This is a genomic window from Streptomyces sp. NPDC008121 (assembly GCF_042957155.1).
Taxonomy (GTDB): domain Bacteria; phylum Actinomycetota; class Actinomycetes; order Streptomycetales; family Streptomycetaceae; genus Streptomyces.
In genome coordinates this window covers 275,704-299,555 of sequence record NZ_JBIBHT010000004.1, presented here as the reverse complement: position 1 = coordinate 299,555, position 23,852 = coordinate 275,704, and the positions used below count along the sequence as shown (strand labels likewise).

Below are 23,852 nucleotides of genomic sequence, written 5' to 3'. Positions count from 1 at the left end.
GAGAGCTCCGCCGCGCGCCGCCGCCCACGGGGCGGGCCGGCAGGGCGGCCCGCCCCGTGGGCGGCGGGGTCAGACGGTGCGGAGCAGCACCGCGGGCTGCTCCACGCAGTCCGCGACGTAGCGGAGGAAGCCGCCCGCCGTGCCGCCGTCGCAGACCCGGTGGTCGAACGTGAACGACAGCTGGACGACCTTCCGTACGGCGAGTTCACCCTGGTGGACCCAGGGCTTGGGGATGATCCGGCCCACGCCGAGCATCGCCGCCTCGGGGTGGTTGATGATCGGCGTGGAACCGTCGACCCCGAACACCCCGTAGTTGTTCAGCGTGAACGTCCCGCCGGTCAGGTCCGCCGGCGTCAGCGTCCCCTGCCGGGCCGCCTCCGTCAGCCTCGCGAACTCCGCCGTCAGGGACTCCGCCGTGCGGGCACCCGCGTCCCGGACGACCGGGACGACCAGTCCGCGTTCGGTCTGGGCCGCGAACCCGAGATGCACGGACGGCAGCCGGACGATCTCCCGGGCCGCTGTGTCCACCGTGGAGTTGAGCTCCGGGAAACGGGCGAGCGCGTGCGTGCAGATCCGGGCGAGCAGGGCGAGCAGGGAGATCTTCGGACCGCCCGCCTCGTTCATCGCGGCCCGGGCGGCCAGCAGCTCGGTCGCGTCGGCGTCGACCCAGCAGGTCGCGTCCGGGATCTCGGTCCGGCTGCGGCTGAGCTTGTCGGCCACGGCACCCCGTACCCCGCGCAGCGGGATCCGCTCCGCCGTCGCCGCGGCGGCGGACAGGGCGGTCGGCGCGGCCACCGGGGCCTGCGCCTTCACCGGTGCCGGGGCCGCCGCGGTGGCCAGGGCCTGCTCCACGTCAGCGCGCAGGATGAGCCCTTCCGGGCCCGAACCGCGCACCTCCCGCAGGTCGAGGCCCTTCTCCCGGGCCAGCTTGCGCACGAGCGGCGAGATGACGGGCAGGGGCCCTTCCTGCTGCCCGGGCACTCCCGCCGCGGGGGCGACGGTGACGACGGCAGCCGGTGCGACCGGTGCCGCGGCCGCCGGGCTCGCCACCGCAGGACTCGTCTGGCGGACCCTGCGCCGCCGGGCCGCCGGGCCGGCCGTGCCGTACCCGACGAGCACATTGCCGGAGTACTCCGAGGACTCGGCGTCGGCGGCCGCGCCGCCGGAACCGTTCGCCCCCGCCGACCCGTTCGCACCGGAAGCCCCGGCGCCCGTACCCGTACCGGCTCCGGCGTCCGCGCCGGCCGGCCCGCCGGCCGTTCCCGTCTCCGTGCCGCCGACCGCGACGGTCAGCAGCGGCGCCCCGACGGGCAGTTCGGTGCCTTCTTCGCCGAACCGGGCCGTCACCACGCCCCCGTAGGGACAGGGCACCTCCACCATCGCCTTCGCGGTCTCGACCTCGACAACCGGCTGGTCGATGGCGACGACGTCGCCGACGTTCACCAGCCAGCGCACGATCTCCGCCTCGGTCAGCCCTTCCCCGAGGTCCGGCAGCTTGAATTCGAGCACCTGGGCCATCAGCTCCCCGCCTCCCACTGCAGCCGCGCCACCGCGTCCAGGACCCGGTCCACGCCCGGCAGGTGGTGCCGCTCCAGCATCGGCGGCGGATACGGGATGTCGAAGCCGGCGACGCGCAGCACCGGTGCCTCCAGGTGGTGGAAGCAGCGCTCGGTCACCCGCGCCGCGATCTCCCCGCCGGGACCGCCGAACCCGGTCGACTCGTGCACGACGACCGCCCGGCCGGTGCGCCGCACCGACGCGCAGACCGTCTCGTCGTCGAAGGGCACCAGCGAACGCAGGTCGACCACCTCCAGGTCCCAGCCCTCCGCCCGCGCGGCCTCCGCCGCCTCCAGGCAGACCGGCACGGAAGGCCCGTACGTGATCAGCGTGGCGCTGCGGCCGCTGCGCCGCACCACCGCCTTGCCGATCGGCTCCACCGCCTTCGGCGCCTCGGGCGACCAGTCGGACTTCGACCAGTAGAGCCGCTTCGGCTCCAGGAAGACCACCGGGTCGTCGGAGGCGATGGCCGCCCGCAGCATGCCGTACGCGTCCTCGACCGTGGCCGGCGTGACGACATGGAGCCCCGGAGTCGCCATGTAGTACGCCTCGGAGGAGTCGCTGTGGTGCTCCACGCCGCCGATCCCGCCGCCGTACGGCACCCGGACCACCAGCGGCATCGGCAGCGCCCCGCGCGTGCGGTTCCGCATCCGGGAGACGTGGCTGATCAGCTGCTCGAACGCCGGGTAGGCGAAGGCGTCGAACTGCATCTCGACGACCGGCCGCAGCCCGTACATCGCCATGCCGACGGCCGTGCCGAGGATGCCCGCCTCGGCCAGCGGGGTGTCCGTGCAGCGGTCCTCGCCGAACTCCTTGGCGAGCCCGTCGGTGACTCGGAAGACACCGCCGAGGGCGCCGACGTCCTCTCCGAGGATGTGCACCGTCGGGTCCTCGGCCATCGCGTCGCGCATGGCCCGCTGGAGGGCCTGCGCCATGGTGGCGGGCTTGGCCGCGGCCCTGCCCGCCGTCTTCTGCGCGGTGGTCATCACGCCTCGCTCTCGGCGTCGAGTTCGGCGCGCAGCTGGGCCGCCTGCTCGCGCAGTTGCGTCGTCTGCTCGGCGTAGACGTGCGCGAACAGGTCCATCGGGTCCAGCACCGGGTCGGCGTTCATCCGCTCGCGCAGGGTGGCGGCCATCGTCTCGGCGGCCTCGGCCGCCGCCCGCTTGCCGTCCTCGTCGAGCAGTCCGCGCTCCGTCAGCTCCTGCTCCAGGATCCGGATCGGGTCGTGCGCCCGCCAGGCCTCGACCTCGGCGTCGCCGCGGTAGCGGGTGGCGTCGTCGGCGTTGGTGTGGGCGTCGATGCGGTACGTCACGGCCTCGACCAGCGTCGGTCCGCCACCCCGCCGGGCCCGGGCCACGGCCTCGGTCAGCACCTGGTGGACGGCGACGGCGTCGTTGCCGTCGACCAGCCGGCCGGGCATGCCGTAGCCCACGGCCTTGTGCGCGAGGGACGGCGCGGCGGTCTGCTTGGCGAGCGGCACGGAGATCGCGAAGCCGTTGTTCTGCACCAGGAAGACCACGGGGGCCTGCCAGACGGCCGCGAAGTTCAGCGCCTCGTGGAAGTCGCCCTCGCTGGTGCCGCCGTCGCCGACCATGGCGAGCGCGACGACGTCGTCGCCCTTGAGGCGGGCCGCGTGCGCCAGGCCGACCGCGTGCGGCAGCTGGGTGGCGAGCGGGGTGGACAGCGGGGCGATCCGGTACTCCCGCGGGTCGTACCCGGTGTGCCAGTCGCCACGCAGCAGCGTCAGCGCCTGCACCGGGTCGAGGCCGCGGGCGACGGCCGCCAGGGTGTCGCGGTACGACGGGAAGAGCCAGTCGCGGTCCTCGAGCGCCAGGGCGGCGGCCACCTCGCAGGCCTCCTGGCCGGTGGTCGAGGGGTAGACGGCGAGCCGGCCCTGCTTGGTGAGGGCGGTGGCCTGGGCGTTGTACCGCCGTCCGCGCACCAGCTCCGCGTACAGCCGGCGCAGCAGCTCGGGGTCGGCGCCGGCCATGGCGTCCGTGCCGATGACCCGGAACGGCTCGGCGTCGGGCAGCAGGGGGGCGGGGTCGGTGCGCGGCTTCCACGCCGGAGGCGGGGTCGGCCGGTAGACAGGGGCGGCAGCGGGTGGCGCTTGGACCGTCGAACTGCGCTGTTGCAACGAGTCCACCTCCTCGTGGGAGCGGGCATAAGACCCGAAGGCGGGTGGCGCGAATGTGGCGCGCCTCACCTACCGATTGTTCGGTCGTGGAGGCATTTTGGCTACAGGCACCCTCAGCCTGTGGACAATCGGTTCTCCACAGCCTGGGATAGAGACATGTCGTCCATGGGAGAGAGGCGGGGGGACATGGCGGATGAACAAATGGCCTATGAAGGAGAGCGGGGCCCGGCGGCGCGGCCGCTGGACTCGATCGACCGGTCCATCCTTCGCATCCTCCAGACGGACGGCCGCGCGTCGATACGCTCCGTGGCCGAGCGGGTCCATGTCTCCCGCGCCAACGCCTACGCCCGGATCAACCGGCTGATCGACGACGGGGTGATCCGGGGCTTCAGCGCCCGGCTGAACCACGAGCGGGCGGGCCACGGCGCCTCCGCCTACATCACGCTCAAGATCGTCCAGAACTCCTGGCGCACGGTCCGCGAACAGCTCCAGGCGCTGCCGGGGGCGGCCCACATCGCACTGGTCAGCGGAGACTTCGACGTGCTGCTGCTCGTGCACACGCCGGACAACAGGACCCTGCGCGAGCTGGTCCTCACCAAGATCCAGTCCATTCCCGAGGTGCTGTCGACGCGCACGCTTCTGGTCTTCGAGGAGACGGACCTGGACCCCGACCACACGGGGTGAACGGGATGCGCCGACCGGGCGAGGGCGGACGGGTGCGCCGGCCGGGCGGGTTTGCCCGGCGTCCCGCCCGGTTCGCCCAATGCACTGCCCGGTTCGCCCGGTGTCCCGCCCGGCAGCCTCCGCATACCCGGCTGGGGGCCGGGCGGGCCCGTCCCCGCCGCGCCCGTCCCCCAGCGCCTCAGCGCGCCGTCCGCAGCCCGTCGAAGGCGAGGTGCACGACGGTGTCCACCAGCTGGTCGCGGTCGGCCTCGCCGCCCGGATGCGGCCGGTACCACTCCACCAGCGAGTTGATCATGCCGAAGAGCAGCCGGGTGGCGAGCCGGATGTCCACATCGGCCCGCAGGTCCCCGTCGGCGGCGGCCGCCTTGAGCAGGTCGGCCACTCTCTGGTCGAACTCGCGCCGCCGTTCCAGGGCCCACCGCTCGGTCCGGGTGTTGCCGCGGACCCGCAGCAGCAGCGTGACGTAGGGCAGCTCCGCCATCAGCACCTCGACGGTGCGGCGGGTGACGTACTCGACCCGCTCGATGGCCCGGCCGCGGTTCGCCCCCGGCTCGTCGAGGATGGCGAAGAGCCCGTCGAGCGCCCGGCTGACCGCCCGTCGCAGCAGCTCCTCCTTGCCGGCGACGTGGTGGTAGATCGAGGACTTGGAGATCCCGGCGGCCTTGGACAGGTGCTCCATGGAGGTGCCGTCGTAACCGCGCTCGTTGAAGATCCGGACGGCGACGGAGAGCAGCGTCTCCGGGGTGTACGTGTCGCGCTTCGCGGTGGTCACTCCGCTCCCTCCCCGTCCGCCGCGGCGTTCTCGGCGGCGACCCGGCGCCGGAGCGCCTGGGAAGGGGCGTAGCGGCCGGTCGGGTACTCCTCGTGGAGGTTGGACAGGGTCTCCAGGACCCAGTCCGCGCCCAGCTCCGCGCCCCAGGCGAGCGGCCCGCGCGGGTAGTTCACGCCCAGTCGCATCGCCGTGTCGATGTCGTCGGCGTCCGCCACCGCGCGCGTGGCGGCGTCCAGGGCGAAGTCGGCGAGCATGGCGACCGTACGGGCGACGATCATGCCCGGCACGTCCCGGATGACGCTGACCTTCTTGCCGAGGGCCTGGAAGAGGCCGACCGCATCCCGGAGGGACGGCTCGTCCACGGTCGAGGCGGGCGCGAGGACGATCCGCTCGCAGGTGGCGTAGTCGAGCGCGAGGTCGAAGTGGATGACGGGCATCGCGGCGTCGTCGGCGGCCGTGCCGTCGGCGAGGAAGAGCCGGGTCCCGCTCGGCAGCTCGATCCAGCCCGGATAGCCCTCGACCGCGTCCTGCCGGAAGTCGACGGCGACGGCCGCCGTCTCCCGCAGCAGCCGGACCAGCGGCTCGGCCTGGTACAGCTCGCCCTGCACGACCACCGAGGCGGGCGGGCCGGCGGGCGGCGCGGTGTGCGGCACCGGGGCGGCCGCGCCCTCCCCGTACGGGAACCAGCCCTGGCCGGACTTGCGCCCGAGCCGCGCCGACTCGACCAGTCGGCGCTGGGCGAGCGACGGGGTGAACTTGGGGTCCTGGTAGAAGGACTCCCAGACGGAGCGGGTGACGGCCTCGTTGACGTCCTGGCCGATGAGGTCGGTCAGCTCGAACGGCCCCATCCGGAACCCGCCGCACTCGCGCAGCGCGGCGTCGATGGTGGCCGGATCGGCCACGCCCTCCTCGTACACCCGCAGCGCCTCCGCGTAGAAGGGCCGGGCTATGCGGTTGACGATGAAGCCGGGGGTGTCGGCGCAGCGCACCGGCGTCTTGCCCCAGCTCCGCATCGTCGCGTACGCGCGCGTGGCGGCGGACGGTTCGGTGGCGAAGCCGCTGACGACCTCGACCAGGGGCAGCAGCGGCGCCGGGTTGAAGAAGTGCAGCCCGACGAACCGGCCGGGCAGGCGCAGCCCGCCCGCGATGGCGGTGACGGAGAGGGAGGAGGTGTTGGTGGCCAGCAGGGTGTCGTCGCCGACGATCTTCTCGAGGTCGGCGAAGAGCTGCTGCTTGACCGGGAGCAGCTCGACGACTGCCTCGACGACGAGCGCGGCGTCGGCCAGCTCGGCCGGATCGGCGGCGGCGTGCAGCCGGGCCACCGCGCCGTCGCGTTCCGCCCGGTCCATCCGGCCCTTCTCGACCAGCCGGTCCAGCCGGGCCGCGAGGGCGGTCACGGCCGCCTCCGCGCGGCCGGGGGCGCTGTCGTAGAGCCGTACGGGATGGCCTGCGACCAGGGCCACCTGGGCGATCCCCTGGCCCATGGTGCCCGTGCCGACGACGGCGACGGCGCGGCTCCGGTCGATGGCGTCGGTGCCGGCGTCCGGCACCGCCTCGCTCACATTGGCGGTCATACGACTGATCCTCCCCGATGGGTTGTCCACAGCTTCGGCAGACCCCCTTGTCCCGACCGATCGTTCGGTTACTCTAACTCTGTCCGCCTGACCCTGCCCAGCTCGACGAGGAGTTGCGCCCATGGCCGCCGCTCAGCTGACCACCGACCACCTGGCCGCGAGGCACCGGTCCACACTCGACCAGGCGCTCGACACCATCCGCACCCGTGCCTACTGGTCGCCGCACCCCGAGCACCCCAAGGCGTACGGCGAGAACGGTTCGCTGGACGCCGCCGCCGGCCTCGACGCGCACAAGGCCGTGCTCGGCCGGCGCTTCGAGCTGGACCAGCCCGGCACGGACGGCTGGACCGGCGGCGAGGTCTCGCCCTACGGCCCGGCGCTCGACATCGAGTACCCGCACGCCGACATCGACGTCCTGCTGCCCGCCATGCGCGCCGGCATGGCCGCCTGGCGCGATGCCGGGGCCGAGGTCCGCGCCCTGGTCTGCGTGGAGATCCTCGCCCGGATCTCCGCCCGCACCCACGAGTTCGCGCACGCGGTGATGCACACCAGCGGCCAGGCCTTCATGATGGCGTTCCAGGCCGGCGGCCCGCACGCCCAGGACCGCGGCCTGGAGGCCGTGGCGTACGCCTATGCCGAGCAGACCCGCACCCCCGGCAGCGCCGACTGGGCCAAGCCGCAGGGCAAGCGCGACCCGCTGGAGCTGTCCAAGCAGTTCACCCCGGTCGCCCGGGGCATCGCCCTGATGATCGGCTGCAACACCTTCCCGACGTGGAACGGCTACCCCGGCCTGTTCGCCTCGCTCGCCACCGGAAACCCGGTCCTGGTCAAGCCCCACCCGCGCGCCGTCCTCCCGCTGGCGCTCACGGTCCGCGTCGCCCGCGAGGTCCTCGCCGAGGCCGGCTTCGACCCGAACCTGGTCGCGCTGGCCGTGGAGCGGCCGGGCGAGGGCATCGCCAAGACCCTGGCCGTCCGCCCCGAGATCCGGATCATCGACTACACCGGCTCCACCGCCTTCGGCGACTGGCTGGAGACCCACGCCCGCCAGGCGCAGGTCTACACCGAGAAGGCCGGCGTCAACACCGTCGTCGTCGACTCCACCGACGACTACAAGGGGATGCTGTCCAACCTGGCGTTCTCCCTCTCGCTCTACAGCGGCCAGATGTGCACCACCCCGCAGAACCTGCTGATCCCCCGCGACGGCATCACGACCGACGCCGGCCCCAAGTCGTACGACGAGGTCGTCGCCGACCTCTCGGCGGCGGTCGGCGGGCTCCTCGGCGACGACGCCCGGGCGAACGCCCTGCTCGGCGCCCTGGTCAACCCCGATGTGAAGGCGCGCCTGGAGGCCGCTGCCGGCCTCGGCGAGGTGGCGCTCGCCTCCCGCGAGGTGGCCCACCCGGACTTCCCGGACGCCGTGGTGCGCACGCCCGTGATCGTGAAGCTGGACGGCTCCAAGCCGGACGCGGAGGCGGCGTACTTCTCCGAGTGCTTCGGCCCCGTCTCGTTCGCCGTCTCGGTGGACTCGACCGCCGACGCGCTGGAGCTGCTGCGGCGCACGGTGCGTGAGAAGGGTGCGATGACGGTCGGCGCGTACACGACCGACGCGTCGACCGAGCGGGCGGTCGAGGAGGTCTGCCTGGAGGAGTCCGCCCAGCTGTCGCTGAACCTGACGGGCGGGGTCTACGTCAACCAGACGGCCGCGTTCTCCGACTTCCACGGCTCCGGCGGGAACCCGGCGGCGAACGCCGCGCTGTGCGACGGGGCGTTCGTCTCCAACCGCTTCCGCGTGGTGGAGGTCCGCCGCCAGGCCTGACCCCCAGCGCCCCGCACCGGCCCTCGTTTCCCTCGTCGGCCCTCTGGCTGCGGAAGTCCTCGCGGGCTTCCGCGGCCCGGCCCGGCAGGGCCGCCGGGCGGGGTCAGGCGAGGGGCGCGGTCGCGTCGATCTCGGCGTAGCGCTGCACCCACGCGTGCATGGCGATGGCGGCCGCCGCTCCGGCGTTGATGGAGCGGGTCGAGCCGAACTGGGCGATCGAGCACACCATCCGCGCGTGCTCGCGGGCCTCCTCCGTGAGGCCCGGCCCCTCCTGTCCGAAGAGCAGCACGCAGCGGCGGGGCAGCACGGTCCGCTCCAGCGGCACGGCGCCCGGCAGGTTGTCGATCCCGATGATCGGCAGGTCCTCGGCCGCGGCCCACGCGGTCAGCGACTCGGTGTCCGGATGGTGGCGCACATGCTGGTAGCGGTCGGTGACCATCGCGCCCCGCCGGTTCCAGCGCCGCCGGCCCACGATGTGGATCTCCTTGGCCAGGAAGGCGTTCGCGGTCCGCACCACCGAACCGATGTTGAAGTCGTGGCCCCAGTTCTCGACGGCCACGTGGAAGTCGTGCCGCCGGGTGTCCAGGTCGGCGACGATCGCCTGCCGCGTCCAGTACCGGTAGCGGTCCGCGACATTGCGCCGGTCGCCGTCGGCCAGCAGCTCAGGGTCGTAGCGCTCGCCCTCCGGCCACGGCAGCGGATGCGGCCCGACGCCGACCTCGTGCGCGAAGCCGTCGTCGTACTGCGCCGGGTCGGCCGCCCCGGCGTCCTGCGCCTGCGTCGGGGTCGGCTCGGAAGGCCCGCCGGCCCCGGGAATCTCGGTGGTGCTCACCCGACGAGGGTACGGGGGACGGCTTCCTCGTCCGTACGGCGCTGCTTCGGCACCGCCCGGCCGGGCAGCCGCGACAGCAGCCGGTCGCGCCCGCGCCCCACGACCGCGCCGAGTCCCACGAGGAAGGCCGTCGGCAGGAACACGGCGTCCGCGGAGATCATCGCCAGCGAGAAGACGGGAAGCCCGAGGAGGACGGCGATGCCCGCGTGCTCCAGCATCATCGCGACCAGCAGGACGTTCTTGACCTTGCGGTTGAACAGGGCGAAGGGGAAGGCGACCTGCACGAACACGGTGCCGTAGGTCAGCGCCATCACCATCGCCCCGCTGGATCCCAGCAGGTCGGAGAGGGCGGGCCAGGGCGCGAAGTAGTCCAGCTGCAGCGGGTAGTACAGCGCCGTGCCGTCCTGCCAGCGCGATCCCTGGATCTTGTACCAGCCGGCCGTGGCGTAGATCAGGCACACCTCGGCCATGATCACGACGAGGGTGGCGTTGTGGGCGAGGTTGGCCAGCACGTCGAGCAGGGTGCGCGGCTCACCGGGGGCGTAGCGGCACACCAGCCACCACAGTGCCTGCGCCAGCCACAGCGCCCACAGCAGCACCAGCAGCCACCATTCACCCGTCACGCCGGAGAAGGCGGTGGCGACGAGCAGGAACGCGCCGAGGACGGTCCACAGCAGCGGTCCGACGGCGTCGCCGCGCGGCGAGGGTGCGCGGCCGGTCTCGTACGCCTCCCTCCTCTCGCGCTCCTGCCGGGCGGCCCGGCGCGCGTCCAGGGACCAGACCTGGGAGCAGCGGGTGAGGACGAGGTAGATCGCGGCGAGGTGGACGACGTTGTCGCCACCGTCGCCGACGAAGATGGAGCGATTCTGCAGGGACAGCACTCCGGCCATGAAGACCACGGACACGGCACGGGTGCGCCAGCCCAGCAGCAGGAGCAGGGCGGAGAGGACGGCGAGTCCGTAGACGATCTCGAACCAGAGACGGCCGTCGGACCACATCAGCGCCGTGAAGGCGCCGTTCTCGGCGATCAGCTGCCGGCCCATCTCCCAGGACCAGGGGCCGTCCGGGCCGTACAGCTCGTGGCGGTGGGGCAGCTCGCGCAGCAGGAAGAGCAGCCAGGTGAGGGAGAAGCCGATGCGGACGATGGCGCTCTGGTAGGGGCCGAGGGGCGAGGCGGTGACGCGCTGTACGGCCCGGGCGAGCCGCCGGTCGAGGGGCTCGCGGGCGTCGCGTCCGTGGGCGCCCAGGGGCGTCGAGCGGTTCACCGGCGGGCCTCCGTCCGGTCGTCCCGTGCCGCGCCGGGGACGTCGGCGGCGCTCACCTTCCACCAGGGGGCCTCGCGGTACACCGGATCGGTGTTCGTCTTCTCGCCGCTCCAGAAGGGGGCGGGGACGGCGCGGGTCGAGGAGCGGAGCTGTACCGCCTCCACGGTGCCGCCGAGATCACGCCCGTCGAGCCGGAGCATCACGATCCTGCGCATGTAGCTCTCGGAGAGCCGGCCGCGCAGGCCGTTGGGCCGGTGGTCGGCGCTGTGCGAGTTGAGGTAGAAGTCCCAGGCCCGCCGCAGCTCGTTCTGGTCGGCATGACTGGGCAGCAGGCTGCCGCGGATCCGCTCCGCGTCCTGCGCGGTCAGGTCGATCCAGGCGGTGGTGCGGCGGGGGCCGTTTTCGGCCGCGACCTCGGCCCGCACCTGCACGGCGATGTTCTGCTGGAGCGGATTGGGGGCGAAGAGCTTCCAGTTCTGCTCGAACTCGGGGTACACCCAGCCGTCGACCGCCTTCCCGTGCTGCTTGGTCAGCGTGTTCGAGGGCGCGACGTGCAGGAACACCATGGCGACGTGGACGCAGGCGAAGACCCCGACGACGGCCAGGGCGACGGCGGCGACGACCTGGTACGGCGTGGACAGCGACGCTATCCCGGCACCCGGCAGGGGGTCGGGCGCGGGGGCCGGGTCCCCCTCACGCACATCCTCTTCGTCGTACGCGTCCATCCCGCCCCGATCCCGATCGGCCCCACCACGTTATCCACAGGGTTGACACCATACGGGCCGCCGACCCACCATTGAAGTCACACAACCGAACGATCGGTCGGTAGGGGATCTGATGACCGCAGGGACGGCAGCGACAGCAGTGACCGCGGGCGCACAGCGCACGCGGCCCGGGCAGGACACGGCCGAGGAAGCCACCCAGGCCGCCTATGAGGCGGTGTTCGACGCCGCCGTCGCCGCCGACGAGCGCATCGAGCCACGCGACTGGATGCCCGAGGCCTACCGCGCCTCCCTCGTCCGCCAGATCGCGCAGCACGCCCACTCCGAGATCATCGGCATGCAGCCCGAGGCCAACTGGATCACCCGCGCGCCCTCACTGCGGCGCAAGGCGATCCTTATGGCCAAGGTCCAGGACGAGGCCGGCCACGGCCTCTACCTCTACAGCGCCGCCGAGACGCTCGGCACCGGACGCGACGAGCTGCTCGACAAGCTCCACTCCGGCCGCCAGAAGTACTCCTCGATCTTCAACTACCCCACGCTGACCTGGGCCGACGTCGGCGCCATCGGCTGGCTGGTCGACGGCGCGGCCATCACCAACCAGGTCCCCCTCTGCCGCTGCTCCTACGGCCCGTACGCCCGCGCGATGGTCCGGATCTGCAAGGAGGAGTCCTTCCACCAGCGCCAGGGGTACGAAGCGCTCCTCGCCCTCTCCCAGGGCACCGAGGCCCAGCACGCCATGGCCCAGGACGCCGTCGACCGCTGGTGGTGGCCCTCCCTCATGATGTTCGGCCCGCCCGACGACGAATCGGCCCACTCCGCGCAGTCCATGGCCTGGAAGATCAAGCGCCACTCCAACGACGAGCTGCGCCAGCGCTTCGTCGACATCGCCGTCCCCCAGGCCGAGGCCCTCGGACTCACCCTCCCCGACCCCGACCTGCGGTGGAACGAGGAGCGCGGGCACTACGACTTCGGCCCGATCGACTGGGACGAGTTCCGGGAAGTCCTCAAGGGCAACGGCCCCTGCAACGAACAGCGGCTCACCCGCCGCCGCCAGGCCCACGAGGACGGCGCCTGGGTCAGGCAGGCCGCGGCGGCCTACGCCGAAAAGCACGACCGGCGCGCCGCCGCACCCGGCGAGCACGACCACGACGACCAGCACCAGCACACCGAGCAGGACGCGCGCGGCACCCGCGCGGACCGGCAGGACGGGGAGGCACGGGCATGACCACCGACGGATGGCCCCTGTGGGAGGTGTTCGTGCGCTCGCGCCGCGGACTGTCCCACACCCACGCGGGAAGCCTGCACGCGCCCGACGCCGAAATGGCCCTGCGCAACGCCCGCGACCTCTACACCCGTCGCAACGAAGGCGTGTCGATCTGGGTGATCCCCTCCACCGCGATCACCGCCTCCTCCCCCGACGAGAAGGACCCCTTCTTCGAGCCGTCGGCCGACAAGCCCTACCGCCACCCGACGTTCTACGACATCCCCGAGGGGGTGAAGCACCTGTGAGCGACACCGCCCTCACCCCAGCGGCCGCCCTCGCCCTCGGCGACGACGCCCTCGTCCTCGCCCAGCGGCTCGGCGAATGGGCGGGCAACGCCCCCGTCCTCGAAGAGGACGTCGCCCTCGCCAACATCGCGCTCGACCTCCTCGGCCAGGCCCGCGTCCTGCTCTCCCTCGTCGGCGACGAGGACGAACTCGCCTACCTCCGCGAAGAGCGGGACTTCCGCAACGTCCAGCTCGTCGAACAGCCCAACGGCGACTTCGCCCACACCATCGCCCGCCAGCTCTACTTCTCCACCTACCAGCGGCTCCTCTACGCCCGGCTGGCCACCGGCGACAGCCCCCTGGCCGGCCTCGCGGCCAAGGCCGTCAAGGAAGTCGCCTACCACCAGGACCACGCCGAACACTGGACCCTCCGCCTCGGCGACGGCACCCCCGAGAGCCACGACCGGATGCAGCGCGCCTGCGACGCCCTGTGGCGCTACACCGGCGAACTCTTCCAGCCCGTCGAAGGCCTCGACGTCGACCACCAGGCCATGGAGGCCGCCTGGCTCGACTCCCTGACCACCCTCTTCGCACGGGCCACCCTCACCCTCCCGACAGGCCCCCGCCTCGGCGCATGGGCCGCAGGCGCCGGACGGCAAGGACTCCACACCGAACCCTTCGGACGGATGCTCGCCGAGATGCAGCACCTGCACCGCAGCCACCCGGGGGCGACATGGTGACCATGACGGCCCTGGAGGCGGAGCTGGCCCGGATCGCCGGCGCCGTCCCTGACCCGGAGCTGCCCGTCCTCACCCTCGAGGAGCTCGGCGTCCTGCGCGGCGTCCGCATGCTCGGCCCCGACCGGGTCGAGGTCGAACTGACCCCGACCTACACCGGCTGCCCCGCCATCGAGACCATGTCCCAGGACATCGAGCACGCCCTCCACGCCCACGGCGTCCCCGACGTCTCCGTCGTCACCGTCCTCGCCCCCGCCTGGTCGACCGACGACATCAGCGACGAAGGCCGCCGCAAGCTCGCCGAGTTCGGCATCGCACCGCCGCGCCCCCAGGGCCCGGCCGGAGGACCGGTCCCCCTCACCCTCGCAATCCGCTGCCCGCACTGCGGCTCCACCGACACCGAGCTGCTCAGCCGCTTCTCCTCCACCGCGTGCAAGGCGCTGCGCCGCTGCACCGCCTGCCGCGAACCGTTCGACCACTTCAAGGAGTTGTAGATGCTGTCCTCAACCGCCGGACGGGCCGAGTTCCATCCGCTCCGGGTGAGCGACGTCGAGCAGCTCACGGACGACTCGGTGGCCGTCACCTTCACGGTCCCGCCCGAGCTGCGCGAGACCTACCGCCACACGCCCGGCCAGCACCTCGCCCTGCGCCGCACCGGGCGGAACGGCGAGGAGATCCGCCGCACCTACTCCATCTGCACCCCCGCCGCACCCGCCGGCGAAGACCCCACGCTGCGCGTCGGCATCCGCATGGTCGACGGCGGCGAGTTCTCCACGTACGCCCTCAAGGAACTGGCCGTCGGCGACACCGTCGAGGTCATGGAACCCATGGGCCGCTTCGTCCTCGCCCCCCGCCCCGGCCACTTCGCGGCCGTCGTCGGCGGCAGCGGCATCACCCCGGTCCTCTCCATGGCGGCGACCCTCCTCACCCAGGAGCCCGACGCCCGGTTCTGCCTCATCCGCAGCGACCGCACCGCCTCCTCCACGATGTTCCTCGACGAGGTCGCCGACCTCAAGGACCGCTTCCCCGACCGGTTCCACCTCGTCACCGTCCTCTCCCGCGAGGAACAGCAGTCCGGCCTGCCCTCCGGACGGCTCGACCAGGAACGGCTCGCCGGGCTGCTGCCCGCTCTCCTGCCGGTCGACGAGATCGACGGCTGGTTCCTGTGCGGCCCCTTCGGCCTCGTCCAAGGAGCCGAAGGAGCCCTCCGCGGCCTCGGCGTCGCACGCACACGCATCCACCAGGAGATCTTCCACGTCGACGACGGCTCCGCCCCCGCACCCGCTCCGTCCACCGGCGCCCCCGTCCACGCCACCCTGACGGCCACCCTGCACGGCCGCTCCGGCAACTGGCCCGTCCAGGCAGGCGAGAGCCTGCTCGACACCGTGCTCAGGGCCCGCGCCGACGCCCCGTACGCCTGCAAGGGCGGCGTGTGCGGCACCTGCCGCGCCTTCCTCGTCGGCGGCGAGGTCCGCATGGACCGCAACTTCGCCCTCGAACCCGAGGAGACCGAAGCCGGATACGTCCTGGCCTGCCAGTCCCACCCCGCCACCGCGGACGTGGAGCTCGACTTCGACCGCTGACGCCCGCCCACCGCCCGCCTGCCCCTTCCCATTGCCTAGAACCTGTTCTATCTTGACGGCCCGTCAGGAGACGGGCGACGGCCCGTCAAGACCGGACACCGGGCAGGCAACGGAAGGGAAAGGCAGTGGACTTCACCTTCACCGAGGAACAACAGGCCGCCGCCGAGGCGGCCCGGGCGGCCTTCTCCGACATCGCACCCGACAGCGTCCCCAGCCCCGCCCTCACCCCCGGCGCCGTGGCCGACGACCTCGACCGGCCGCTCTGGGCCCGCCTCGCTGCCGCCGACCTCCTCAGCCTCGTCCTCACCCCGGCCCACGGCGGCGCCGGCCTGGACGCCATCGCCCTCTGCCTCGTCCTGCGCGAATCCGCCCGCGTCCTCGCCCGCGTCCCCCTGCTCGAAACCAGCGCCGTCGCCCTGACCATCGAGCGCTACGCCGACCAGCGCCTCGCCGCCGACCTGCTGCCCCGTGTCGGCCGCGGCGCACTCGTCCTCACCGCCGCCTCCCACGGCCGCAGCGGCCACGAACCCGCCGAGCAGGCCGTCACCGCCCACCGCGAGGACACCCACTGGATCCTCGACGGTCTCCAGAGCGCCGTCCCCTGGGCCCACGGCGCCGACCGCATCGCCGTCCCCGCCCACACCCCCGAGGGACGGACGGTCCTCGCCCTGCTGCCCCGCACCCACCCGGGGCTCACCCTCGCCGACCAGTACTCCACCAGCGGCGAACTCCTCGCCCAGCTCCACCTCGACGCCGTCCGCCTCGACCCCATCGACGTCATCGACGCCGACGGCGCCTGGGAATCACTCCGCGCCGTCCTCACCACCGGAACCTGCGCCCTCGCCCTGGGACTCGGCGAAGCCGTCCTCACCATGACGAGCCGCTACACCGGCAAACGCGAACAGTTCGACCACCCCGTGGCCACCTTCCAGGCCGTCGCCGTCCAGACCGCCGACCGCTACATCGACCTGCGCGCCATGGAAGTCACCCTCTGGCAGGCCGCCTGGCGCATCAGCACCTCGGCCGGCGGCCCGCTCCCGGCGGAAGCCGACATCGCCGTCGCGAAGATCTGGGCCTCCGAAGGCGTACGCCGCGTGGTGCAGACCGCCCAGCACCTCCACGGCGGCTTCGGCGCCGACACCGACTACCCCCTGCACCGCTACCACGCCTGGGCCAAGCAGCTGGAACTGTCCCTCGGCCCGGCCGCGGCTCACGAGGAGGCCCTGGGCGACCTCCTGGCCGCCCACCCCTTGACCTGAGGGGCACCCACCCGGATCAGAGGACGAAGGCCGGGCTGCCGTTCTCCGTCACCATCGGACGCCCGGCACCATCCCAGGCGAGCATGCCGCCGTCGACGTTCACCGCGTCGATGCCCTGCTGCACCAGATACTGCGTGACCTGCGCCGACCGGCCACCCACCCGGCACATCACATAGGCGCGGCGCCCCTCGGACACCGCCTCCGTCACCTCACCGAAGCGCGCCACGAAGTCACTCATCGGCACGTGCAGGGCGTCCTCGACATGCCCGGCCGCCCACTCGTCGTCCTCACGGACGTCCAGCACCAGGGCATCGGCGGGCACGGAGGCCACGTCCACCGAGGGCAGCGGGGCGAAATTCATGGGACGTGCCTTCTCTCGTATCGACCGCTCGAACCAACCCGAACCAACGGGAAAACTACTGCACCAGCCCGGCCAGCTCCGCCTCACGCTCGGAGACCTGCCCGAGCAACTGCTCGGCGATCTCCTCCAGGAGCCGGTCCGGATCGTCGGACGCCATCCGCAGCATCGACCCGATGGCGCTCTCCTCCAGCTCCCGCGCCACCACGCTCAACAGCTCCTTGCGCTGCGACAGCCACTCGAGCCGCGCGTACAGCTCCTCGCTCTCGCTCAGCCGCTCCTCGGCCGGCGCCGGCCCGGCCGCCCACTCCGCGGACAGCTCGCGCAGCATCGACTCGTCGCCGCGGGCGTACGCCGCGTTCACACGCGTGATGAACTCCTCGCGCCGCTTGCGCTCGCCGTCCTCCCGGGCCAGATCGGGGTGCGCCTGCCGCGCCAGCTCGCGGTACAGCTTGCGGGCCTCCTCGCTCGGCCGGACCCGCTTCGGCGGCCGCACGGGCTGCTCGGTCAGCATGGCGGCGGCCTCGGGGGAGATGCCGTCGGAGTCGAGCCAGTCGTGGAACAGCTCGTCGACACCCGGCATCGGCATGACGGCCGCCCGCGCCTCCCGCGCCCGCCGCAGGTCCTCCGCGTCCCCGGTCCTGGCGGCCCGCGCCTCGGCGATCTGCGCGTCCAGCTCGTCGAGCCGCGCGTACATCGGGCCGAGCTTCTGGTGATGCAGCCGGGAGAAGTTCTCCACCTCGACCCGGAACGTCTCGACCGCGATCTCGAACTCGATCAGCGCCTGCTCGGCCCCCCGCACAGCCTTCTCCAGCCGCGCCTCGGGCCGCTCCCCGGCGCCTTCGCCCGGGGCGGTCTGGTCGGCGCTCGGAGCGGCTTGCTCGCCAGTCATGTCGGCCGGGTCCGTGCCCGGAGCGGCCCCTGGGCCGGCGCCCTGGTCGGCGGGGTGGTCGGCGTGGTCGGTGGCGCCGGTGTGGTCGGCGGTGGGGGCGGCCTGCTGCCCCGCGCCGACGTCAGCCTGGTCGGCGCCCTGGGCCTCGCTCGCGGTGGGGTCCTGGCCCTGGCCCTGGTCCATGCCTGGGTTCGCGTCTCGGTCCACGTCCACGTCCTCGCTCCGGCTCGTCACCCCACCAGCCTACGGTCCTTCGGGGGCCCCTCCCCCCCTCCCTCCCCCCGCCCCACCCCTCCCCCTGCCCCGCGTGGCCCTGTCCGCCGCTCGTGGCAGCGGGCAGGGCTGTCAGACGCCCTGTTCGGCCGCGATGCGGCCGTCGCGGACCGCCGCCACCAGGTCGGCGTGGTCGGCCGTGGTGCGGTCGGCGTACGCCACGGCGAAGGCGGCTATCGCCTCGTCGAGCTCCTCGTTCTTGCCGCAGTAGCCGGCTATCAGCCGTGGGTCCGCGCTGTGCGCGTGGGCGCGGGCCAGGAGGGCGCCGGTCATGCGGCCGTAGTCGTCGAGCTGGTCGGTGGTGAGGGCGGCCGGGTCGACGCTGCCCTTGCGGTTGCGGAACTGGCGCACCTGGAAGGGGCGCCCCTGCACGGTGGTCCAGCCGAGCAGGTTGTCGCTGACGACCTGCATGCGTTTCTGTCCGAGCACCACGCGCCGCCCTTCGTGCCCCGGTTCCTGGGCGGTGAAGCCGACGTCCGGGAGGTGGGGGAGCAGGGCGGAGGGCCGTGCCTCCTTCACCTGGAGGACGAGCGGTTCTCCCCGGTGGTCGAGGAGGAGCACGACGTAGGAGCGGGTGCCGACGCTGCCGGTGCCGACGACGCGGAACGCGACGTCGTGGACGGCGTGGCGGGCGAGGAGCGGCCGGCGGTCTTCCGAGATGGTGTCGAGGTAGGGGCCGAGGGAGGCGGCGACGGCGGCCGCCTCCGCGTCGGAGACCCTGCGGAGCACGGGTGGTGCGTCGACGAAGCGGCGGCCGCCGCCTTCCGCGTCGGTGACGGCCTCGGTGGACCGGGCGGCGAATCGGGCGCTGGTGTTGTTGCGGGCTTTCTCCGACACCCGTTCGAGGGTGCCGATCAGGTCGCGGGCGTCGGTGTGGGAGACGAGTTCCTCGTCGGCGATGGCGTTCCAGGCGTCGAGGGCGGGGAGCCGGGCCAGGAGCCGCATGGTGCGGCGGTAGGCGCCGGCGGTGTCGAAGGCGGCGGCGCGGCAGATGTCCTCGTCGGCGCCCACCTCCCGTCCGGCGAGGACGAGGGAGGTGGCCAGCCGCTTGAGGTCCCATTCCCAGGGGCCGACGACGGTTTCGTCGAAGTCGTTGAGGTCGATGACGAGGCCGCCGCGGGCGTCGCCGTAGAGACCGAAGTTGGCCGCGTGGGCGTCGCCGCAGATCTGGGCGGCGATGCCGGTGACGGGGGAGCCGACGAGGTCGTGGGCCATGAGTCCCGCGGAGCCGCGGAGGAAGGCGAAGGGGCCGGCGGTCATGCGGCCGACGCGTATCGGCGCGAGTTCCGGGACTCGGTCGCGGCTCGACTCCTCCACGGCGCGGACGGCGTCGGGTCGTCCCGAGGGGAGGGACAGCTCCTTGTGTGCGGAGCGCGGGACCTGTCGGCGGAGTTCCTTGCCGTTTTTCTTGGGGGAGTCCGTCGTGCCGGTGGCGGTGCGCCGCGCGAAGCCGGGGACGTGGGGGATGCGTCCGTCTCCGGGATCCCGGTGTTCTGGTACGGCTGTCCGGATCTCGCTCATGGAACGTCCTCCCCCGACCTCGCACTCGTTCGGTGCGATGTGTCCGACATCAACTGGGGACGACGGTACCGCCGGGCTGTTCGGGCCGTCTGCCCCTGTGGACAACCGTCGCGGTGTGGACGGCCGCGCCCCTCGGACGGGGGATGTCTAGACGCCTACGGCTTCTTCCATCTCGGCCTCGGTTTCGGCTTCCGCTTCCTTCTCCGTGTGGGGGGCCGGGTGTGGGCGGCGCTTGGCTTCGGTGCGGGAGGCGAGGGTGGTGAGGGCGATTCCGGCGAGGAGCCACAGCGTGAGGGTCAGGAGGTGTCCGCCGAGGGCGTTGCCGTCGAAGTAGACGTGGCTGCGGGCGCCTTCGACGAAGCCCGCGCCGTTCCAGAAGGAGTGCAGGGAGGCGAAGAAGCCGGGCTGGAGTTCGGGCCGGTAGATGCCGCCGGAGCTGGTGAAGTTGAGCATCACGAACAGCACCATCACGCCGAGGGTGGTCCAGCGGCGCAGGAAGGTGTGGAGTCCGACGCCGATCAGCAGGATGCCTGCCGAGTACAGCCAGGACATGGCCCACAGGCCGCCGAGGCCGTGGTCGACGAGGTGGAACACCGGTCCGGCGAAGAGGGTGCCGATGAGGCTGACGGCGAGGGACATGCCGGCGGCGAGGAGGGCCCGGATCCGCATGGGCAGGACCGCGCCGGCGCCGCCGATCACGGCGACGGAGGCGTAGGAGCCGATGCTGAGGGCGACCAGCAGGAAGAAGATGCCCTGGCCGGTGGGGTCGCCGGTGGAGACGGGGGCGACGTCGGTGACGGTGAGCGGGGAGCCCTGCTGGGCGGCGACCTTGGTGAAGACCTTCTCGACCGCCATGGCGCTGGTGTCGGAGGAGGCGGAGGCGACGAGGAGTTCGGGGCGCGGGCCGGGGATGTAGGCGCCGAAGCTGGTCTGGTCGCGGAGGGCGGAGACGGCGGTGTCGCGGTCGGCGAGGGTGCTGATGTCGAGGGCGCCGTCGGCCTTGTCGTGGAGGGTCTGGGCGAGGACCTGGGTGGTGGGGCCGGAGCCGACGATGTCGACGTGCAGGTCGTGGGGTTGGGGGGCGTGGAAGGCGCCGAGGTAGGCGATTCCCATGCCGATGCACATGAGGAGCGGGGTGAGCAGGTGCCCGAGGGTGTGCCGCAGCGCACCCGGGGGCGTGGTTCCGGTGGGGGTGGGCCGGGCGGTCACGTACGTACCTCCATGGTTGGCTTTTACAACTAAACAACCGTTGTACTATACAACTGATACGTCCGCGTGGGCGAGCCCGGGGAGATTCCGGCCCTGCCGCCCAGCACTCCGGCCCCTGGCCCCGCGACCGAGGAGCGCCATGACCGACGGCGACCGCAAGAACTCCGTCGACACCATCCAGCGGGAGCTGACGGCTTTCGCCCGGCGGGCGCGGGCCGCGGCGGCCCGGCTCCACCCCGAGCTGCCGCTCGTCTCCTACACGCTGCTCGCCCATATCGTCGATCAGCGGGGCTGCCGGGCCACGGACCTCGCCGCGCACTATCTGCTGGACAAGTCGACCGTCAGCCGGCAGGTGGCCGGGCTGGAGAAGATGGGCCTGGTCGAGCGCCGCCCCGATCCGGACGACCACCGGGTGCAGGTGCTGCACCCGACGGAGGCCGGCTCGGACCTTCTCTCCTCCACACAGGCGAACCGTCTCGCCGCCTACCAGGAACGCCTCAGGGACTGGTCCGCCGAGGATCTCGCCCGGTTCGCCGGGTACCTCCTCCGCTACAACGCCGCGGGTACGGCCGGCTTCCCCGACCCCCTCCGCTGACCGTCGGCGACGACGGCCGAGCCCGCGCCCCGCAGCCCTGCCCCGCTCCCACCCCGGTCGCGGCCCCCGTCTACAGCGCGGCGTCCCGGGCGAGCAGCGCCGCCTGGACCCGGTTCTCGCAGCCCAGCTTGGCCAGGATCCGGCTCACGTACGTCTTCACCGTGGCCTCGCTCATGTGCAGGCGCCGTCCCGCGTCCGCGTTGGACAGTCCCTCGCCGAGCAGCGCCAGCACGTCCCGCTCCCGCTCGCTCAGGGCCGCGACCCGGCCCCTGGCCTCCTCCGCCCGCGCCGCCTCCCGCCCGGAGGCCAGCCGCTCGACCACGTGCCGGGTGGCGGCCGGGGAGAGATAGGCATCCCCGGCCGCCGCGGCCCGCACCGCCCGGATCAGTTCGGCGGGAGCGGTGTCCTTGAGGAGGAACCCGGCACCCCCGTGTTCCAGGGCCCGCAGCACGTTCTCCCGCTCGCCGAAGGTCGTCAGGACGATCACCCGCGCCGAGGGGGCCGTCCTGCGCAGCTCGGGCAGGGCGGAGAGTCCGTCGAGCACCGGCATCTGGATGTCGAGCAGCACCACGTCGGCGGCGTGCGACCGGGTCGCCTCGACCGCTTCCCGGCCGTCGGCGGCCTCCGCGACCACCTCGATCTCCGGATCCGAGGTGAGGATCATCCGGATCCCCGCCCTGATCAGCGGCTCGTCATCGGCGATCACGACCCTGATGCGCTGCCCTGCCACAGCTACTCCCCAACGGCTACCGGTACGGCGCGGCCAGCGCTACCGCTTGACCTCGTAGGACTGTTTCTCGATCAGCTTGCCGTCCTTGAAGCAGAACCGGAAAACCGGCTCCGTCTCGAAGTCGTCGCCTATCTCCGAGGACATCAGGACCAGACACGCGGCCCCCTCGGGCTCGGCGGGCCCGTGGCCGGCCAGCCCCGCGGTGGTGATGGTGTCGCCGGAGGGAAGGACGTCGCGCACCTCCTTCTCGGCCGTGCCGACCTTCACCGCGTCGTACTGGCCGGGGTCGATCATCCCCTCCTGCATCGATCCCACCAGGAAGTAGAGCCCGAAGCCCGCGGCCACCATCAGCAGCACCAGCGCCGCGGCGGCGATCCCGCACCCCAGCGCGACGCCGTTCGTCTTGCTCCTGCCCCCGCGCAACGCCATCGCCAGCTCCCGCTCCGTGAACGTCCAGTCGGCCGGTCCGACCGCGACCGGTCCACCGTCGTCGAACACGGGTGCCGCCGACTGCTGCCGGAAGTCGTCGGCGACATCGACCAAAGGCGTTGCTTCCCCACCGCCGTAGGGCAGGACTCCGGCGACCCGGAAGCCGCCGCTGTCCACCGGGCCGGCGTGGACCATGCCGCCGACCAGCCGGGCCCGCTCGTGCAGCCCGGTCAGGCCCTGTCCGCCGCTGACGACGTCCCCCGGCGGGGACGCGGCCGCTTCGTTGACGATCTCCACGACGAAGGAGTCGGGTTCGTACCGCAGCTCGACGCCTATGAGGGCGCCCGGGGCGTGCTTGTAGGCGTTGGTCAGCGCCTCCTGGACGATCCGGTACGCGGCGTGGTCGGCGGCGGGCGGCAGCGGCTGGTGGCCCCCGACCCGCCGCAGCTCGACCTGGTTCCCCGCGGCGCGTGCCGCCTCCACCAGCCCTTCGATTCCGGCCGTCCCCCGGGCCGCCCGCCCGGTCTCGTCACCGGCCCGGGCGGGCGCGAGCGCGGGAGCGGGGGCGTGTGCCCCCGGCCCGGTGTCCGGGGCCTCGATGCCGTCGCGGAGGATGCCGACGACCTCGCGCAGCTCGTGCATCGCGGTCACGGAGGCGTTCCGGAGCACGCCGACGGCCTGGCGCTGCCGGTCGGTCAGTTCGCGGTCCACTTCCAGGGCGCCGGTGTGGACGGAGATCAGCGCCAGCTGGTGGCCGAGGCTGTCGTGCATGTCCTGGGCGATCCGCTGCCGTTCCCGCAGCCGGGCCTGACTGGCCACCATGACCCGCTCCCGCAGCAGTTGGGCGTTGCGTTCCTGCAGGGCGTGCAGGAGGGTCCGGCGCTGGGTCCAGTACCGGTTGGCGAGGCCGGGGGCGAGCGTCGTCGCCAGGTAGTACAGCGTGGAGAGAAAAACCAGGGTCAACGCCCGGTGCAGGTCCCAGGACTCCAGGAGGGTGGTCGCGATGTTCAGGACGTAGGCGGCGCTGTACGCCACGAGGGCCCGTCCGGCGCCGGCGATGCGGCGGCCCGCCGACCAGCCGACGAGGATCAGCAGCACCAGGAAGCCGGGGAGGAGCGGCGCGAGTGCTCCGGTGACGATGAGGACGCTGGCGGGGAGCCGGCGCCTCAGCAGCGACAGCACGGCGGCGGCCAGGGCGACCCCGGCGAGCTGCCATCCCTCCCCGCCGAGCAACTCCTCGGTCCCGGCGGCCAGCAGCGCCATGACCACGGCGAGCACCGTCTCGCCGGCGGTCCTGCGCCGCGACCACATGCCGGGTGGCGCGAACCACCGCCGCCCGGCGGCGATCGCCGATCTGATCTTCGAAGACGCGTCCACGCTCGCACCCTAGGCAGTACCCGGCACCGCACGCGGCTCTCT

At 72.9% G+C, this 23,852-nt stretch carries 23 protein-coding genes; 9 read left to right on the top strand and 14 right to left on the bottom strand.

Annotated features, from left to right (window positions below; genetic code table 11):
* Positions 1-69 precede the first annotated feature (69 nt).
* The 3 genes from ACFZBD_RS15705 to pdhA are packed head-to-tail and all read right to left on the bottom strand — an operon-like array spanning position 70 to position 3,703.
* Positions 70-1,518, bottom strand: a complete 1,449-nt coding sequence (locus tag ACFZBD_RS15705; RefSeq protein ID WP_391140049.1) for a 2-oxo acid dehydrogenase subunit E2 — start codon at positions 1,516-1,518, stop codon at positions 70-72.
* Entirely contained in the window at positions 1,518-2,543 is a 1,026-nt protein-coding gene (locus ACFZBD_RS15700; RefSeq protein ID WP_391140048.1) for a transketolase C-terminal domain-containing protein, read from the bottom strand. The genes ACFZBD_RS15705 and ACFZBD_RS15700 overlap by 1 nt, the downstream gene beginning before the upstream one ends.
* Positions 2,543-3,703, bottom strand: coding sequence for a pyruvate dehydrogenase (acetyl-transferring) E1 component subunit alpha (gene pdhA, locus ACFZBD_RS15695; RefSeq protein ID WP_391140454.1), 1,161 nt, complete (start codon positions 3,701-3,703; stop codon positions 2,543-2,545). The genes ACFZBD_RS15700 and pdhA overlap by 1 nt, the downstream gene beginning before the upstream one ends.
* Positions 3,704-3,880: 177 nt before the next feature.
* On the opposite strand from pdhA, the gene ACFZBD_RS15690 reads away from it, so the two are divergent.
* Positions 3,881-4,378, top strand: a complete 498-nt coding sequence (locus ACFZBD_RS15690; RefSeq protein WP_391140047.1) for a winged helix-turn-helix transcriptional regulator — start codon at positions 3,881-3,883, stop codon at positions 4,376-4,378.
* 178 nt (positions 4,379-4,556) lie between these two features.
* On the opposite strand, the gene ACFZBD_RS15685 is transcribed toward ACFZBD_RS15690, so the two are convergent.
* Both ACFZBD_RS15685 and ACFZBD_RS15680 read right to left on the bottom strand, forming a co-directional pair.
* Positions 4,557-5,150 (bottom strand): TetR family transcriptional regulator, encoded by a 594-nt coding sequence (locus ACFZBD_RS15685; protein WP_391140046.1) that lies wholly within the window; start codon positions 5,148-5,150, stop codon positions 4,557-4,559.
* Positions 5,147-6,724 carry a 3-hydroxyacyl-CoA dehydrogenase gene (locus tag ACFZBD_RS15680; RefSeq protein ID WP_391140045.1) on the bottom strand — a complete coding sequence of 526 codons (1,578 nt, stop codon included), beginning with the start codon at positions 6,722-6,724 and terminating at the stop codon, positions 5,147-5,149. Before ACFZBD_RS15680 ends, ACFZBD_RS15685 begins: the two co-directional genes overlap by 4 nt.
* A 121-nt stretch (positions 6,725-6,845) precedes the next feature.
* On the opposite strand from ACFZBD_RS15680, the gene paaN reads away from it, so the two are divergent.
* The gene (paaN, locus tag ACFZBD_RS15675) at positions 6,846-8,540 is read left to right on the top strand and encodes a phenylacetic acid degradation protein PaaN (protein ID WP_391140044.1); all 1,695 of its coding nucleotides are present in this window, start codon (positions 6,846-6,848) and stop codon (positions 8,538-8,540) included.
* Positions 8,541-8,643: 103 nt separating this feature from the next.
* Here paaN and ACFZBD_RS15670 read toward each other — a convergent pair whose 3' ends face one another.
* The 3 genes from ACFZBD_RS15670 to ACFZBD_RS15660 are packed head-to-tail and all read right to left on the bottom strand — an operon-like array spanning position 8,644 to position 11,362.
* Entirely contained in the window at positions 8,644-9,357 is a 714-nt protein-coding gene (locus ACFZBD_RS15670) for a TrmH family RNA methyltransferase (RefSeq protein ID WP_391140453.1), read from the bottom strand.
* A gap of 11 nt (positions 9,358-9,368) precedes the next feature.
* A complete protein-coding gene (locus tag ACFZBD_RS15665; RefSeq protein WP_391140043.1) occupies positions 9,369-10,637 on the bottom strand; it encodes an HTTM domain-containing protein in 1,269 nt (422 codons plus the stop codon).
* Positions 10,634-11,362: a DUF5819 family protein gene (locus tag ACFZBD_RS15660; RefSeq protein WP_391140042.1), complete on the bottom strand. Its 729-nt coding sequence runs from the start codon at positions 11,360-11,362 to the stop codon at positions 10,634-10,636. The genes ACFZBD_RS15665 and ACFZBD_RS15660 overlap by 4 nt, the downstream gene beginning before the upstream one ends.
* Before the next feature lie 112 nt (positions 11,363-11,474).
* Here ACFZBD_RS15660 and paaA point away from each other — a divergent pair, with 112 nt between their 5' ends.
* The 6 genes from paaA to ACFZBD_RS15630 all read left to right on the top strand — a co-directional run bounded on the left by paaA (position 11,475) and on the right by ACFZBD_RS15630 (position 16,426).
* On the top strand, positions 11,475-12,584 hold the full coding sequence (paaA, locus tag ACFZBD_RS15655; protein WP_391140041.1) for a 1,2-phenylacetyl-CoA epoxidase subunit PaaA: 1,110 nt from the start codon (positions 11,475-11,477) through the stop codon (positions 12,582-12,584).
* Positions 12,581-12,868: a 1,2-phenylacetyl-CoA epoxidase subunit PaaB gene (gene paaB / locus ACFZBD_RS15650; RefSeq protein ID WP_365713201.1), complete on the top strand. Its 288-nt coding sequence runs from the start codon at positions 12,581-12,583 to the stop codon at positions 12,866-12,868. Before paaA ends, paaB begins: the two co-directional genes overlap by 4 nt.
* Entirely contained in the window at positions 12,865-13,587 is a 723-nt protein-coding gene (gene paaC / locus ACFZBD_RS15645) for a 1,2-phenylacetyl-CoA epoxidase subunit PaaC (RefSeq protein WP_391140040.1), read from the top strand. Before paaB ends, paaC begins: the two co-directional genes overlap by 4 nt.
* On the top strand, positions 13,581-14,078 hold the full coding sequence (paaD, locus tag ACFZBD_RS15640) for a 1,2-phenylacetyl-CoA epoxidase subunit PaaD (RefSeq protein WP_391140039.1): 498 nt from the start codon (positions 13,581-13,583) through the stop codon (positions 14,076-14,078). Before paaC ends, paaD begins: the two co-directional genes overlap by 7 nt.
* A complete protein-coding gene (locus tag ACFZBD_RS15635; protein WP_391140038.1) occupies positions 14,079-15,167 on the top strand; it encodes a 2Fe-2S iron-sulfur cluster-binding protein in 1,089 nt (362 codons plus the stop codon). It begins immediately after the preceding gene.
* Positions 15,168-15,292: 125 nt separating this feature from the next.
* Positions 15,293-16,426: an acyl-CoA dehydrogenase family protein gene (locus ACFZBD_RS15630; protein WP_391140037.1), complete on the top strand. Its 1,134-nt coding sequence runs from the start codon at positions 15,293-15,295 to the stop codon at positions 16,424-16,426.
* Positions 16,427-16,442: 16 nt separating this feature from the next.
* Here the strand turns inward: ACFZBD_RS15630 and ACFZBD_RS15625 are convergent, their stop codons facing one another.
* From ACFZBD_RS15625 to ACFZBD_RS15610, 4 genes are all read right to left on the bottom strand, one after another.
* On the bottom strand, positions 16,443-16,787 hold the full coding sequence (locus tag ACFZBD_RS15625) for a rhodanese-like domain-containing protein (RefSeq protein WP_391140036.1): 345 nt from the start codon (positions 16,785-16,787) through the stop codon (positions 16,443-16,445).
* Positions 16,788-16,842: 55 nt separating this feature from the next.
* Positions 16,843-17,910, bottom strand: coding sequence for a hypothetical protein (locus tag ACFZBD_RS15620; RefSeq protein WP_391140035.1), 1,068 nt, complete (start codon positions 17,908-17,910; stop codon positions 16,843-16,845).
* A 111-nt stretch (positions 17,911-18,021) separates the two neighbouring features.
* Entirely contained in the window at positions 18,022-19,470 is a 1,449-nt protein-coding gene (locus ACFZBD_RS15615) for a DUF2252 family protein (protein ID WP_391140034.1), read from the bottom strand.
* 147 nt (positions 19,471-19,617) lie between these two features.
* Positions 19,618-20,679 carry a hypothetical protein gene (locus ACFZBD_RS15610; protein WP_391140033.1) on the bottom strand — a complete coding sequence of 354 codons (1,062 nt, stop codon included), beginning with the start codon at positions 20,677-20,679 and terminating at the stop codon, positions 19,618-19,620.
* Positions 20,680-20,818: 139 nt separating this feature from the next.
* Here ACFZBD_RS15610 and ACFZBD_RS15605 point away from each other — a divergent pair, with 139 nt between their 5' ends.
* A complete protein-coding gene (locus ACFZBD_RS15605) occupies positions 20,819-21,274 on the top strand; it encodes a MarR family transcriptional regulator (RefSeq protein ID WP_391140032.1) in 456 nt (151 codons plus the stop codon).
* 70 nt (positions 21,275-21,344) lie between these two features.
* Here the strand turns inward: ACFZBD_RS15605 and ACFZBD_RS15600 are convergent, their stop codons facing one another.
* The gene (locus tag ACFZBD_RS15600) at positions 21,345-22,004 is read right to left on the bottom strand and encodes a response regulator (RefSeq protein ID WP_391140031.1); all 660 of its coding nucleotides are present in this window, start codon (positions 22,002-22,004) and stop codon (positions 21,345-21,347) included.
* Positions 22,005-22,043: 39 nt separating this feature from the next.
* Positions 22,044-23,744, bottom strand: coding sequence for a histidine kinase (locus ACFZBD_RS15595; protein WP_391140452.1), 1,701 nt, complete (start codon positions 23,742-23,744; stop codon positions 22,044-22,046).
* Positions 23,745-23,852: the final 108 nt, after the last annotated feature.